Below are 14758 nucleotides of genomic sequence, written 5' to 3' on the forward strand. Positions count from 1 at the left end.
TCCTGGTTTCACTGACCTCAATATTGTGAACTTTCAGCATAAAACCGAGTCCAACCTGTTGAATCCATTTTGAATGTCCTTTTCGTGCATTCAGTCTTCCAGCTGCTTAACAGTGATACCCAGAGCTTGCGCCACACGGGACAGGGTTCGTTCGGTTGGCGATTCCGTGTTCTCAATTTGGGCCATAGCCGACTGGCTGATACCGAGCCGGTCAGCCAGTTGTTTCTGGGTCAGTTTTTTATACTTGCGCCATGCAGTAATCAGGCTCAAACCCTGTAGCTGGAACCCCACCACTTCATGGGGGAAATAGGCTTCAGTGGCCTGACCAGTGAGCTGCAGCCATTGGTCATAAGGAACGACTGCAAAAGCCGGTTTACCGGAATGAGTAATGATCTGGACGTCAGTAGGTATGTTCATTTCTACGTTTAACCTCTTCTATGGTGACGATACGAACAGCACCGTCGAAGTTGAAAAAGACTCTGAAAGGTCCCACTCGTAAACGATATTCGTACTCATGGTTCGTCAGTTTCTTTATGTTCTGACAAGCCGGAAAGCACTCAAGAGCTAACACTTCTTCATGTATTTTTTTGGCTTCTTTATTAGGCAGTTTAAGAAGCTGCTTACGGGCTTTGTTGGACCAGCTTATAGTATTCATGACTTATATTATAAGTTAATTTATTAGAATTACAGTCTAACAACCACCATTTTTTCTGCCCCACGGAATGGCGGTTTTTTTATGCCTGAACTAAGCGAACATGCAAACGATGGTACCATCAGGTGATTAACACCTGCCTGAGGCTGGTTGTCTCCTCTTTTGCTTTTGACCCACGACCTTGAAAAATTTTCACGGATCAGGGCTCTCTTTTTCCTGGTTTCACTGACCTCAATAGTGTGAACTTTCAGCATAAAACCGAGTCGAATCCATTTTGAATGTCTTTTTCATACAAAGACAAATACCAACTTTGGAGTTTTGAAGGAGCCAGGCATGAGCCCTGTTAACAGCAATTCGGGTATTGACTCGCCAACTCATGGACAACCTCAACTTGAGGAAGCATCAACGGTTTTCAGTGCAGGCAGGGAGGTTAGTGTATACATGCAAAATCAATCGCCATTGCTCTGTTTACCCTACGAAACAAAATCGATGATTATTCGCTATTTGGGTTTTCGCGAGATTACCCGTTTAGCCAGGGTATGCAGGCATCTTTACGATCTTGTTGAATACGATAAAGCTCTGGAAAGAGCATGGTTTCGCCGGTTTCCTTCGCAACACCGATATCAACTAATGGCCATGATAACGAGAAAAGATGAGCAACAACTTCGTGACTGGTTGGCGCCGTTTGCGGATAAAGACACTGTCGAGTCACTTTTAAAACAACGAGAAAGTACTTACTTTCCTGCTCAGCTCCTTTTCACCAACAGTAAACTGATGTCTCAATGTAAAAATTTCAAGCTGGTAGAAAAAGCCGAAATTCCCCATGCTAACTTTATCAACACAGCCAACTTCAGTGCCGACAGTCGGCGTGTGGTGACCGCCAGTTGGGATCATAAGTTGAAAATCTATGGCCAGGAGAATGATGGAACCTGGGAAGAAAAAAACATTATTACCCATAATGGTGCAATCAGGTCGGCCTCATTTAGCTCTGAGGGACGTCATGTGTTAGCCGCCGGTTATGATAAGACACTCACTATCTTCAGTCAGGCGGACAATGGATCCTGGGAAGCAAAAGCCACCATTCCAAATGTTCTTAATTTCAGATCAGCCACCTTCACTGCTGATGGCCGCCGTTTGATGACTGTCGCTCCAGATCACACGGTGAAATTCTTTGGTCAGGGGGACAATGGATCATGGGAATTAGAGGACATTATTTACCATACCAGTCCGGTCAATTCGGCCAGGTTCAGTGTCGATGAGAGTCTTCTGGCGATCCACGATATAAATGCCGTTGTTACAATCTATGGCAAGGGGGCCGGTGGATCATGGGTGGAAAAAGCCACCCTTCAAGGCACCCAGGAAGCAATTAAAGATATCAGCGCCGATAACTGCCACCTGTTAACCAGAACAGGTGTCAAGATAAATATTTTTAACCTGCAGGCCGATGGATCATGGAAAAAAGCAGACACGATTCCTCATGATTTTATACCCACCACAGCCACCTTCAGCGCCGATAGCTACCATGTGGTCACCGCCGCCAGTAGGGATCACAAGGCGAAAATCTATAGCCGGAGGGCTGATTCATCATGGCAAGAAACAGCCTGCATTACCCACAAGGACGAACTCACCTCAGCCAACTTCAGTGCCGATTGCCTCCATGTGGTGACCACCAGTGAGGATGGTACGGCAAAAATCATTGGCCTGCAGGCCAATGGATCATGGCAAGAAGAAGCCAACATTAGCCATAAGAACAGCGTCTACTCAGCCACCTTCAGTGCCGATGGTCGTCTTGTGGCAACCGCCAGTGCCGACGGTACGGCGAAAGTTTTTGGTCTGCAGACCGATGGCGCATGGCTGGAAAAAGCCACCATCCGACACGAGAGAGGACTCATGTCAGTCAACTTCAGTCCCGATGACCGACACGTGGTGACCACCACTGAAAATTACATTGCGAGAATCACTGAGCTGTGGAAGGACGATGATGATCAAATGAGCACAATCCAGCACCCGCCTGAAGCTGATTGTCTCCTCTTTTGAGCCATGACCTTGAAAAATTTTCCCGGATCAGAGCTCTGCTTTTTCCTGATTTCACTGACCCCAATATTTTGAACTTTCATCCTGAAGCCGAGTCGAATCCATTTTGAATGTCTTTTTCATACAAAGATAAATACCAACTTTGGAGTTTTGAAGGAGCCAGGCATGAGCCCTGTTAACAGCAATTCGGGTATTGACTCGCCAACTCATGGACAACCTCAACTTGAGGAAGCATCAACGGTTTTCAGTGCAGGCAGGGAGGTTAGTGTATACATGCAAAATCAATCGCCATTGCTCTGTTTACCCTTCGAAACAAAATCGATGATTATTCGCTATTTGGGTTTTCGCGAGATTACCCGTTTAGCCAAGGTATGCAGGCATCTTCGCGATCTTGTTGAAAACGATAAAGCTCTGGAAAGAGCCTGGTTTCGCCGATTTCCTTCACAACACCAATATCAACTAAAGGCCATGATAGCGAGAAAAGATGAGCAACAACTTCGTGACTGGCTGGCGCCGTTTGCGGATGAGGAAACTATCGAGTCACTTTTAAAACAACGAGAAAGTACTTACTTTCCTGCTCAGCTCCTTTTCACCAACAGTAAACTGATGTCTCAATGTAAAAAATTCAAGCTGGTAGAAAAAACCGAAATTCCCCATGCTGACTATATCAGGACAGCCACCTTCAGTGCCGACAGCCGCCGTGTGGTGACCGCCAGTTGGGATTATAAGTTGAAAATCTATGGCCAGGAGAATGATGGAACCTGGGAAGAAAAAAACACTATTACCCATAATGGTCCTGTCAGGTCGGCCTGCTTTAGCTCTGATGGCCGTCATGTGTTAGCCGCCGGTTATGAAAGGGCATTCACTATCTACAGTCAGGCGGACAATGGATCCTGGCAAGCAAAAGCCACCATTCCAGATGTTATTAATGTCAGATCAGCCACCTTCACTGCTGATGGCTGCCGTTTGATGACTGTTGGTCGAGATCACACAGTGAAAATCTTTGCTCAGGGAGACAATGGATCATGGGAATTAGAGGAAACCATTTGCCATACCAGTCCGATCGAATCGGCCAGGTTCAGCGCCAATGAGAGTCTTCTGGTGATCCAGGATACAGAATTAGTTGTTTCAATCTACGGCAAGGAGGCCTCTGGATCATGGGTGGAAAAAGCCACCATTGAAGAAAACCCGATCATAATTGTCAATATCAGCGCCGATAGCTGCCACCTGTTAACCAAAGATTCAGATCACAAGGCAATTATCTTTAACCTGCAGGCCGATGGATCATGGAAAAAATCAGCCACGATCTCCCATGATGATATAATCATCCTGGCCACCTTCAGCGCCGATAGCTGCCATATGGTGACCACCGGTTGGGATCACAAGGCGAAAATCCACAGCCAGAGGGCTGATTCATCATGGCAGGAAAAAGGCTGCATCACCCACAATAACGAGATCACCTCAGCCACCTTCACTGCCGATTGCCTTCATGTGGTGACCACCAGTAGAGATAACACGGCAAGAATCAGTAGTCTTCAGGCCGATGGATCATGGCAAGAAAAAGCCTGCATTAGCCATAATAACAGCGTCCACTCAGCCACCCTCAGTGCCGATGGTTGTCATATGGTAACCGCCAGTACGGATGGTACGGCGAAAGTTTTTGGTCTGCAGACCGATGGGTCATGGCTGAAAAAAGCCATCATCCGACACGATAAAGGAGTCATCTCAGCCAACTTCAGTCCCGATGACCGACATGTGGTGACCGTCAGTTTTGATGCCAGTGCGAGAATCACTGAACTATCGAAGGCCGATGATGATCGAATGTGCTTAACCCACCTCCTGTCTCAGGCTGAATGCATCCTCTTTTGATCTATGACCTTGAAAAAAAATTTCCCGGACCAGGGCTCTGTTTTTTCCTGGCTTCACTGACCTCAATATTGTGAACTTTCATCCTGAAACCGAGTCCAACCTGCTGAATCCATTTTGAATGTCTTTTTAATACAAAAAGGATAAATACTCACTTTGGCGTTTTGAAGGAGCCAGGCATGAGCCCTGTTAACAGCAATTCGGGCATTGACTCGCCAACACCTGTACAACCTCAACTTGAGGAAGCATCAACGGTTGTCAGTGCAGGCAGGGAAGTTAGTGTATACCACCAAAATCAATCGCCATTGCTCTGTTTACCCTATGAAACAAAGTCAATGATTATTCGCTATTTGGGTTTTCGCGAGATTACCCGTTTAGCCAAGGTATGCAGGCATCTTCGCGATCTTGTTGAAAACGATAAAGCTCTGGAAAGAGCCTGGTTTCGCCGGTTTCCTCTACGACACCAATATCAACTAAAGGCCATGATAACGAGAAAAGATGAGCAACAACTTCGTGACTGGCTGGCGCCGTTTGCGGATGAGGAAACTATCGAGTCACTTTTAAAACAACGAGAAAGTACTTACTTTCCTGCTCAACTCCTTTTCACCAACAGTAAACTGATGTCTCAATGTAAAAAATTCAGGCTGGTAGAAAAAGCCAAAATTCCCCATGCTAACTTTATCACCACAGCCACCTTCAGCGCCGACAGCCGCCGTGTAGTGACCGCCAGTTGGGATCATAAGTTGAAAATCTATGGCCAGGAGAATGGTGGAACCTGGGAAGAAAAAAACACTATTACCCACAGCGGTGCAGTCAGGTCGGCCAGCTTTAGCTCTGATGGCTTTCATGTGTTAGCCACCAGTTCCGGTTATGATAAGACAGTCACTATCTACAGTCAGGCGGACAATGGATACTGGGAAGCAAAAGCCACCATTCCCAATGTTCATAATATCGGATCAGTCACCTTCACTGCTGATGGCCGCCGTTTGATGACTGTCGGTCCAGATCACACGGTGAAATTCTTTGGTCAGAGGGACAATGGATCATGGGAATTAAAGGATACTATTTACCATACCAGTTCAGTCAGTTCGGCCAGGCTCAGTGTCGATGAGAGTCTTCTGGCGATCCGCGATATAAATTCCGTTGTTACAATCTATGGCAAGGGGGCCGCTGGATCATGGGTGGAAAAAGCCACCATTCAACGCACCCAGTACGCAATTCTCGATATCAGCGCCAATAACTGCCACCTGTTAACCAGAGCAGGTTTCAGGGTAAATATTTTTAACCTGCAGGCCGACGGATCATGGAAAGAAGCAGACACGATTTCTCATAATTTTATAGTTAACACAGCCACCTTCAGCGCCGATAGCTGCCATGTGGTCACTGCCAGTAAGGATCATCAGGCGAAAATCTACAGCAAGAGGGCTGATTCATCATGGCAAGAAAAAGCCTGTATTACCCACAATGACGAGCTCACCTCAGCCACCTTCAGTGCCGATTGCCTCCATGTGGTGACCACCAGTAGAGATAACACGGCAAAAATCTATGGCCTGCAGGCCAATGGATCATGGCGAGAAGAAGCCAACATTAGCCATAAGAACAGGGTACCCCCAGCCACCTTCAGTGCCGATGGTCGTCTTGTGGTTACCCCCAGTTGGGATGGTACGGCGAAAGTTTTTGGTCTGCAGACCGATGGGTTATGGCTGGAAAAAGCCACCGTCCGACACGAGAAAGGAGTCATGTCAGCCATCTTCAGTCCCGATGACCGACATATGGTGACCATCAGTTTTGATTGCAGTGTGAAAATCACTGGACTGTGGAAGGACGATGATGATCGAATGAGCGTAACCCAACGCCTGCCTGAGGTTGGTTGTCTCTTCGTTTGATCCATGACCTTGAACAATTTCCCCGGATCAGGGTTCTGCTTTTTCCTGGTTTCACTGACCTCAATATTGTGAACTTTCATTCTATAGCCGAGTCCAACCTGTTGAATCCATTTTGAATGCCTTTTTCATACAAAAGGATAAATACTAACTTTGGAGTTTTAAAGGAGCCAGGCATGAGCCCTGTTAACAGCAATTCGGGCATTGACTCGCCAACACCTGTACAACCTCAACTTGAGGAAGCATCAACGGTTGTCAGTGCAGGCAGGGAGGTCAGTGTATACGTCCAAAATCAGTCGCCATTGCTCTGTTTACCCTATGACACAAAGTCGATGATTATTCGCTATTTGGGTTTTCGCGAGATTACCCGTTTAGCCAAGGTATGCAGGCATCTTCGCGATCTTGTTGAAAACGATAAAGCTCTGGAAAGAGCCTGGTTTCGCCGGTTTCCTTCACCACACCAATATCAACTAAAGGCCATGATAACGAGAAAAGATGAGCAACAACTCCGTGACTGGCTGGCGCCGTTTGTGGATAAGGACACTGTCGAGTCACTTTTAAAACAACGAGAAAGTACTTACTTTCCTGCTCAGCTCCTTTTCACCAACAGTAAACTGATGTCTCAATGTAAAACATTCAGCCTGGTGGAAAAAGCCGAAATCAACCATTTTAACCGTATCAGCACAGCCACCTTCAGCGCCGACAGCCGCCATGTGGTGACCGCCAGTTGGGATCATAAGTTGAAAATCTATGGCCAGGAGAATGGTGGAACCTGGGAAGAAAAAAACACTATTACCCATAGTGGTGCAGTCAAGTCGGCCAGCTTTAGCTCTGATGGCCTTCATGTGTTAGCCACCGGTTATGATAAGACAGTCACTATCTACAGTCAGGCGGACAATGGATCCTGGGAAGCAAAAGCCACCATTCCTGATGTTAATAATGTCAAATCAGTCACCTTCATTGCTGATGGCTGCCATTTGATGACTGTCGGTCCAGATCACACGGTAAAATTCTTTGGTCAGGGGGACAATGGATCATGGGAATTAGAGGATACTATTTACCATACCAGTCCGGTCAATTCGGCCAGGTTCAGTGTCGATGAGAGTCTTCTGGCGATCCACGATATATATGCCGTTATTACAATCTACGGCAAGGGGGCCGATGGATCATGGGTGGGAAAAGCCGCCATTCAAGACCTCCAGATCGCAATTGCCGATATCAGCGGCGATAACTGCCATGTGGTGACCAGCAGTTGGGATGGCAGTGCAAAAATCTATAGCCAGAAGGCCTCTGCATCATGGCAGGAAACAGCCTGTATATCCCACTTTAGATGGCTCACCTCAGCCAACTTTAGTGCCGATTGCCTCCATGTGGTGATCACCAGTGACGATAATACGGCAAAAATCAGTGGTCTCCAGGCTGACGGATCATGGCAGGAAGAAGCCAGTATTCCCCATAAGGGCAGAGTCGTCTCAGTCACCTTCAGTGCCGATGGTCGTTTTGTGGTGACCGCCAGTGAGGATGGTACGGCGAAGGTTTTTGGTCTGCAGACCGATGGCGCATGGCTGGAAAAAGCTACCATCCGACACAAGAATGGAGTCCTCTCAGCCGACTTCAGTCCCGATGACCGATATGTGGTGACCATCAGTGATAATTACATTGCGAGAATCACTGAGCTGTGGAAGGACGATGATGATCGAATGAGTGTAACCCGACGCCCGCCTCAGGTTGGTTGTCTCCTCTTTTGATCCATGTCCTTGAAAAATTTTCCCGGATCAGGGCTCTGCTTTTTCCTGGTTTCACTGACCCCAATATTGTGAACTTTCATACTAAAACCAGGTCCAACCTGTTGAATCCATTTTGAATGTCTTTTTAATACCAAAAGGATAAATACTCACTTTGGCGTTTTGAAGGAGCCAGGCATGAGCCCTGTTAACAGCAATTCGGGCATTGACTCGCCAACACCTGTACAGCCTCAACTTGAGGAAGCATCAACGGTTGTCAGTGCAGGCAGGGAGGTCAGTGTATACATCCAAAATCAATCGCCATTGCTCTGTTTACCCTATGAAACAAAGTCAATGATTATTCGCTATCTGGGTTTTCGCGAGATTACCCGTTTAGCCAAGGTATGCAGGCATCTTCGCGATCTTGTTGAAAACGATAAAGCTCTGGAAAGAGCATGGTTTCGCAGGTTTCCTTCACAACACCAATATCAACTAAAAGCCATGATAACGAGAAAAGATGAGCAACAACTCCGTGACTGGTTGGCGCCGTTTGCGGATGAGGACACTGTCGAGTCACTTTTAAAACAACGAGAAAGTACTTACTTTCCTGCTCAACTCCTTTTCACCAACAGTAAACTGATGTCTCAATGTAAAGCATTCAGCCTGGTGGAAAAAACCGAAATTAACCATTCTAACCGTATCAGCACAGCCACCTTCAGCGCCGACAGCCGCCATGTGTTGACCGCCAGTGTGGATCATAAGTTGAAAATCTATGGCCAGGAGAATGGTGGAACCTGGGAAGAAAAAAACACTATTACCCATAACGATGCAGTCATGTCGGCCAGCTTTAGCTCTGATGGCCGTCATGTGTTAGCCGTGATAGCCTACGGTTACCATCATACATTCAATATCTACGGTCAGGCAGACAATGGATCCTGGGAAGCAAAAGCCTCCATTCCTCATGTTCTCAATGTCAATTCAGTCACCTTCAATGCTGATGGCCGCCGTTTGCTGACTGTCGGTCCAGATCACACGGTGAAATTCTTTGGTCAGGGGGACATCGGATCGTGGGAATTAGAAGAGACTGTTTATCATTCCAGTCTGGTCCATTCGGTCAGGTTCAGTGTCGATGAGAGTCTTCTGGCGATCCTCGATATAAATTACGTTGTTACAATCTATGGCAAGGGGGCCGATGGATCATGGGTAGAAAAAGCCACCCTTCAAGGCATCGCAGAAATCGCCAATTTCAGCGCCGATAGCTGCCACCTGTTAGCCTACAGTTTAGGTCGCACGGCAAATATCTATGACCTGCAGGCCGATGGATCATGGAAAAAAGCAGCCTCAATTTGTCATGATGATTTGCTCATCACAGCCACCTTCAGCTCCGATAGCTGCCATGTGGTGACCGCCAGTTGGGACGGCAAGGCAAAAATCTATAGCCAGAAGGCCTCCGCATCATGGCAGGAAAAAGCCTGTATCTCCCACACTAATAGAGTCGTCTCAGCCACCTTCAGTGCCGATTGCCTCCATGTGGTGACCACCAGTGACGATAATACGGCAAAAATCAGTGGTCTCCAGGCCGACGGATCATGGCAGGAAGAAGCCAGCATTCCCCATAGGCACAGAGTCTTCTCAGCCACCTTCAGTGCCGATGGTCGTCTTGTGGTCACCGCCAGTGTGGATGGTACGGCGAAAGTTTTTGGTCTGCAGAACGACGGCGCATGGCTGGAAAAAGCCACCATCCGACACGAGAAAGGATTCATCTCAGCCGACTTCAGTCCCGATGACCGGCATGTGCTGACCGTCAGTAATGATTACAGTGCGAGAATCACTGAGCTGCGGAAGGACGATGATGATCGAATGAGCACAACCCAGCAACTGCCTGAGGCTAGTTGTCTCCTCTTTTGATCCATGACCTTGAAAAATTTTCCCGGATCAGAGCTCTGCTTTTTCCTGATTTCACTGACCCCAATATTTTGAACTTTCATCCTGAAACCGAGTCGAATCCATTTTGAATGTCTTTTTCATACAAAGATAAATACCAACTCTGGAGCTTAGAAGGAGACAGGCATGGGCCCTGTTAATGGAAATTCGGGTATTGACTTGCCAACACCTGGACAACCTCAACTTGAGGAAGCATCAACGGTTGTCAGTGCAGGCAGGGAAGTTAGTGTATACATGCAAAATCAATCGCCATTGCTCTGTTTACCCTACGTAACAAAATCGATGATTATTCGCTATTTGGGTTTTCGCGAGGTTACCCGTTTAAAACTGGTATGCAAATTTCTTTGCATACTTGTTGAAGAGGATAAAGTTCTGGAAAGAGCGTGGATTCGCAAGTTTCCTTCGCCCTACCATTATCAACCAAAGACCATCGACAGGACAAAAGATGAGCAACAACTCCGTCATTGGTTGGAGGCGTTTGCGGATATGGGCACTGTCGAGTCACTCTTAGAACAACAAAAGAGTACTTATTTTCCTGCTCAGTTGCTTTTCATTAACAGTAAACTGATGTCTCAATGTGAAAAGTTCAAGTTAGTGGAAAAAATCGAAATGACCCATGATAAAAAAGTCAGAGCGGTCAGTTTCAGCCCCGATGATCGCCATCTGGCATCCGTCAGTGAAGATAAAACAGTGAAAATCTGCAGCCAGAAGACCGATGGATCATGGGAACCAAAAGCCACCTTTTTCCATAATCACAGGGCTGTTTTAGCCAACTTCAGCCCCGACGGCCGCTATCTGGTAACTGCCAGTCACGATAATACAGCAAGAATCTACGTTCAGCAGGACGATGAATCATGGGCACCAAAAGCCACCTTTACCCATGAAAATTGGGTTGCATCAGCCACCTTCAGCCCAGATGGCCGCCATCTGCTAACCGCCAGTCATGATCACACAGCGAAAATCTACGGTCAGGAGGACGATGGATCATGGGAGGTAAAAACCATCATTTTCCATGATCATATGATTCTTTCAGCCACCTTCAGCGCTGATAGTCAGCATATGATGAGCGTCGGCTTTGATCACACGGTGAGGATCCGTAGTCAGGGGGACGATGGATTATGGGAAGTAGAGGACACTATTCATGAAAGTTATGTCTATTTAGCCAGGCTCAGTCCCGATGACCGTCATCTGGCGATCATCTGTGTTGATTACGCTCTAAAAATTTATGGTCGGGGGGACGATGGATCATGGGTAAAAAAAGCCCCCCTTCAACACAGGAGCACAATCACATCTGCCAACTTCAGCGCCGATAGCTGCCATCTGGTAACCGTCAGTTTAGATGACACGGCAAAAATCTTTGACCTGCAAACCGATGGATCGTGGAAAGAAATAGCCACGATTTCTCATGATTGTAACGTTCGCTCAGCCGAATTCAGCGCCAATAGCCTCCATGTGGTGACTGCCAGTGATGATAAGACCGCAAAAATATACACCCGGAAGGCCCCTGGATTATGGGAAGAAACAGCCTGCATTACCCATAAGAAGGTGGTCAACTCAGCCAAATTCAGCGCCGATTGCCTTCATGTGGTGACCACCAGTGATGATAACACAGCGAAAGTCCTTGGCCTGCAGGCCGATGGATCATGGTTGGAAAAAGCCATCATCAGGCACAAGAAAGCAGTCACCTCAGCCAACTTCAGTACCGATGGCCGAAACCTGGTGACGGTCAGTAAAGATATCAGCGTAAGAATCACCGAACTTCGCAAGAAGGATTGATGATCGAATGCGCGATTTTTGCTTAGAACCGATTAAAAAACAGTGTCAGGTGTCTTTGTGCCAGTCTCTGCTATGCTGTTCCTCTTTGACATTTTATCAAGGAGTAACCCATGAGTGCGAAACCCAAACCTCAGTCGACAGAGATTGATCATATTCGTAACACTCTGGCTGACGTAGTTGACGGCCTTGGTCAAACCCGTGGTGAGATGCACCAGAGATTTGACCAGCAAGATAAGCGCCTTGACCAGCAGAGCAAAGAAATCAGCGAACGGTTTGACCAGCAGAGCAAAGAAATCAGCGAACGGTTTGACCAGCAGAGCAAAGAAATCAGCGAACGGTTTGACCAGCAGAGCAAAGAAATCAGCAAACGGTTTGACCAGCAAGATAAGCGCCTTGACCAGCAAGATAAGCGCCTTGACCAGCAAGATAAGCGCCTTGACCAGCAGAGCAAAGAAATCAGCAAACGGTTTGACCAGCAAGATAAGCGCCTTGACCAGCAAGATAAGCGCCTTGACCAGCAGAGCAAAGAAATCAGCGAACGGTTTGACCAGCAGAGCAAAGAAATCAGCGAACGGTTTGACCAGCAAGATAAGCGCCTTGAGCAGCAAGATAAGCGCCTCGACCAGCAAGGTTCTGATATTGTTGCTATCAAAGAAATGCTCCAAGCCTTACTCTCCCGCCAATAACCACGCCACCTAACAACTCACTTGACGGGGAAAGCTACGCTGCCCTCAGTTCTGGGTTATATCGAGAGCACAATGGCAATTTTTGCACTTGGCTCTCAATGAAAAAATTTCTTTCCATTCTTTACCCGAATCAGGGCTCTTCTTTCTCTTAATTATTTTGAACTTCCATTATAAAACCGAGTCTAAGAGATCGATTTAATTTCGAACGCGCTTTCCAAACGGAAATAAATAAGTACCTGGCCAGTTGGTTTCGCATATTCTGGCGAGTGGATTTTCTCATCCTTCAAGGCGCAACGACGGGCGCGTAGCCTTAGCTACGCAACCAGAGTTGGAACGCAGAAGGATGGAAAAAGCCGCCGTCCAGAATATGCGAAACCAACTGGTTAGGTACTTACTGCATTTTTGGGGCTTTGGAGGAACCCGCCCGATATGAACCCTTTGAACAACAATTCCAGCGATGACGGTACAGTCTCGCCAACACCCAAGCGACCTCGACTGGAAGCAGTGCCAACGGGTGTCACTGCAGGCAGGGACGTTACTCTGTATACCCAAAATCAATCTTCATTCCTCCGTTTGCCCGACGAACCAAAATCTGTGATTATTCGCTATCTGAGCCTTCGCGAGATTGCCCGTTTGGCGAGGACATGCAAATATCTTGGCGATTTTGTTGAAAACTCTAAAGCCCTGGAAAGAGCATGGTATCGTCGATTTCCTTCACAACACAGAGATCAACTGAAGACCATCTTTAAGGCAAAAACGAATCAAGAACTCCGCGATTGGTTGAGACCGTTTGCGAATAATGAAACTATCGAGTCACTTGTAGAACGACGAGATAATGCTTATTTCCCTGCTCTGTTCCTATTCACCAATAGTAAATTGATGTCTCTATGTGAAAAATTCAACCTGGAGACAAAAACCGAAATCATCCATTCCAGCTGGATCCACAAAGCCACTTTAAGCCCCGATAGCCGCCACCTGGTGACCGCCTGTTTGGATAATATATTGAAAATCTCCAGCCGTGAGAACGATGGATCATGGAAAGTTAAAGCCAACATTTCCCATAACGTCACATCAGCCACCTTCAGTCCCGATAGCCGCCATCTGCTAACCGCCAGTCGCGTTAATGCGGTCATCTATGGTATGGAGGAAGATGGATCATGGAAACTAAAATTCACAATTTCCCATGAAGATGGGGTCTGCTCAGCCACCTTCTGTGCAGATGGCCATCATGTGTTGACCTCCGGTTTGGATAAAAAGTTGAAAATCTATAGACTGGAGAACGATGGATCATGGCAAGCAAAGACCACTATTAACCATAATACTCAAGCCGGTCTGGCCAGCTTCAGCATCGATGGCCGTCATTTGATGATCTACTCTACATACTCTGTGACAATCTACGGTAAGCAGGCCAATGACTCCTGGAACGAAAAAGGCACCATTAACCATAATGGTTGGGTGATGACGGCCCAATTCAGCGCCGATGGCGGCTATGTGGTAACTGCCAGCAGGGATGGCAAGGCAAAAATATATGGCCTGCAGGACGATGGGTCATGGAAAAAAACAGACGAGATTCAGCATGATGGCAGTGTCTATTCAGCCAAGTTCAGCACCGATGGCACTCAGGTGGTGACCGCCAGTGAAGATAAAACGACGAAAATCTATGGTCTGCTGGCCGGATCATGGGTAAATAAAGCCATCATTCCTCACGAGAGCCCGGTCCACTCAGCCATCTTCAGCGCCGATAGTCGCCATTTGTTGACCACCATTACTAACAACACGGCAAAAATCTATCGTCTGGAGACCGATGGATCATGGGTAGAAAAAGCCACCATTTCTCACAAAGACAGGATCTATTCAGCCACCTTCAGTACCGATGGTTGTCTTGTAGTGACCGCCAGTAAGGACGCAACGGCGCAAATTTATGGTCTTGGGGCCGATGGATCATGGCTTCAAAAAGCTATTATTTCCCACAGGGGTGTTATCGGTCTCGGCTCAGCCGCCTTCGGTGTCGATGGCCGACATGTGGTGACCTTCAGTGATTACTCGGCAAGAATCACTGAACTACAGAAGGACGTTTGATGATCGAATGTTCGTCGTCGGCTAGCAGCAATCACTTAATCGTTCAACATCTCATCTGGAACTCGGCAACGCCTGTAACCTCTTAATCGCCTAAAGCATTGTCACTGTAGCTGT

At 47.1% G+C, this 14758-nt stretch carries 10 protein-coding genes; 7 read left to right on the forward strand and 3 right to left on the reverse strand.

From position 1 onward, the window contains the following. Positions 1 to 90: 90 nt before the first annotated feature. Both ACOJUN_RS06980 and ACOJUN_RS06985 read right to left on the reverse strand, forming a co-directional pair. A complete protein-coding gene (locus ACOJUN_RS06980) occupies positions 91 to 417 on the reverse strand; it encodes a helix-turn-helix domain-containing protein (RefSeq protein WP_422135938.1) in 327 nt (108 codons plus the stop codon). Continuing rightward, positions 401 to 655, reverse strand: a complete 255-nt coding sequence (locus ACOJUN_RS06985; RefSeq protein ID WP_422135939.1) for a type II toxin-antitoxin system RelE family toxin — start codon at positions 653 to 655, stop codon at positions 401 to 403. The genes ACOJUN_RS06980 and ACOJUN_RS06985 overlap by 17 nt, the downstream gene beginning before the upstream one ends. Before the next feature lie 330 nt (positions 656 to 985). On the opposite strand from ACOJUN_RS06985, the gene ACOJUN_RS06990 reads away from it, so the two are divergent. The 6 genes from ACOJUN_RS06990 (at position 986) to ACOJUN_RS07015 (ending at position 11879) form a co-directional block, all read left to right on the forward strand. Further along, positions 986 to 2689 (forward strand): F-box/WD repeat-containing protein, encoded by a 1704-nt coding sequence (locus ACOJUN_RS06990; RefSeq protein ID WP_422135940.1) that lies wholly within the window; start codon positions 986 to 988, stop codon positions 2687 to 2689. Between the two features lie 162 nt (positions 2690 to 2851). Further along, complete coding sequence (locus ACOJUN_RS06995) at positions 2852 to 4555, forward strand: F-box/WD repeat-containing protein (protein WP_422135941.1); 1704 nt, start codon at positions 2852 to 2854, stop codon at positions 4553 to 4555. A gap of 176 nt (positions 4556 to 4731) precedes the next feature. Continuing rightward, complete coding sequence (locus ACOJUN_RS07000) at positions 4732 to 6438, forward strand: F-box/WD repeat-containing protein (RefSeq protein ID WP_422135942.1); 1707 nt, start codon at positions 4732 to 4734, stop codon at positions 6436 to 6438. 173 nt (positions 6439 to 6611) lie between these two features. Next, the gene (locus ACOJUN_RS07005) at positions 6612 to 8183 is read left to right on the forward strand and encodes an F-box/WD repeat-containing protein (protein WP_422135943.1); all 1572 of its coding nucleotides are present in this window, start codon (positions 6612 to 6614) and stop codon (positions 8181 to 8183) included. Positions 8184 to 8357: 174 nt separating this feature from the next. After that, a complete protein-coding gene (locus ACOJUN_RS07010; RefSeq protein ID WP_422135944.1) occupies positions 8358 to 10067 on the forward strand; it encodes an F-box/WD repeat-containing protein in 1710 nt (569 codons plus the stop codon). A 162-nt stretch (positions 10068 to 10229) separates the two neighbouring features. Further along, positions 10230 to 11879, forward strand: a complete 1650-nt coding sequence (locus ACOJUN_RS07015; RefSeq protein WP_422135945.1) for an F-box/WD repeat-containing protein — start codon at positions 10230 to 10232, stop codon at positions 11877 to 11879. 32 nt (positions 11880 to 11911) lie between these two features. On the opposite strand, the gene ACOJUN_RS07020 is transcribed toward ACOJUN_RS07015, so the two are convergent. Then, the gene (locus ACOJUN_RS07020) at positions 11912 to 12508 is read right to left on the reverse strand and encodes a hypothetical protein (RefSeq protein WP_422135946.1); all 597 of its coding nucleotides are present in this window, start codon (positions 12506 to 12508) and stop codon (positions 11912 to 11914) included. A gap of 486 nt (positions 12509 to 12994) precedes the next feature. Between ACOJUN_RS07020 and ACOJUN_RS07025 the strand changes: the two genes are divergently transcribed. Next, positions 12995 to 14644 (forward strand): F-box/WD repeat-containing protein, encoded by a 1650-nt coding sequence (locus ACOJUN_RS07025; RefSeq protein ID WP_422135947.1) that lies wholly within the window; start codon positions 12995 to 12997, stop codon positions 14642 to 14644. Positions 14645 to 14758 lie beyond the last annotated feature (114 nt).

The organism is Endozoicomonas sp. ALD040 (assembly GCF_049275945.1).
Classification (GTDB): Bacteria; Pseudomonadota; Gammaproteobacteria; order Pseudomonadales; family Endozoicomonadaceae; genus Endozoicomonas_A.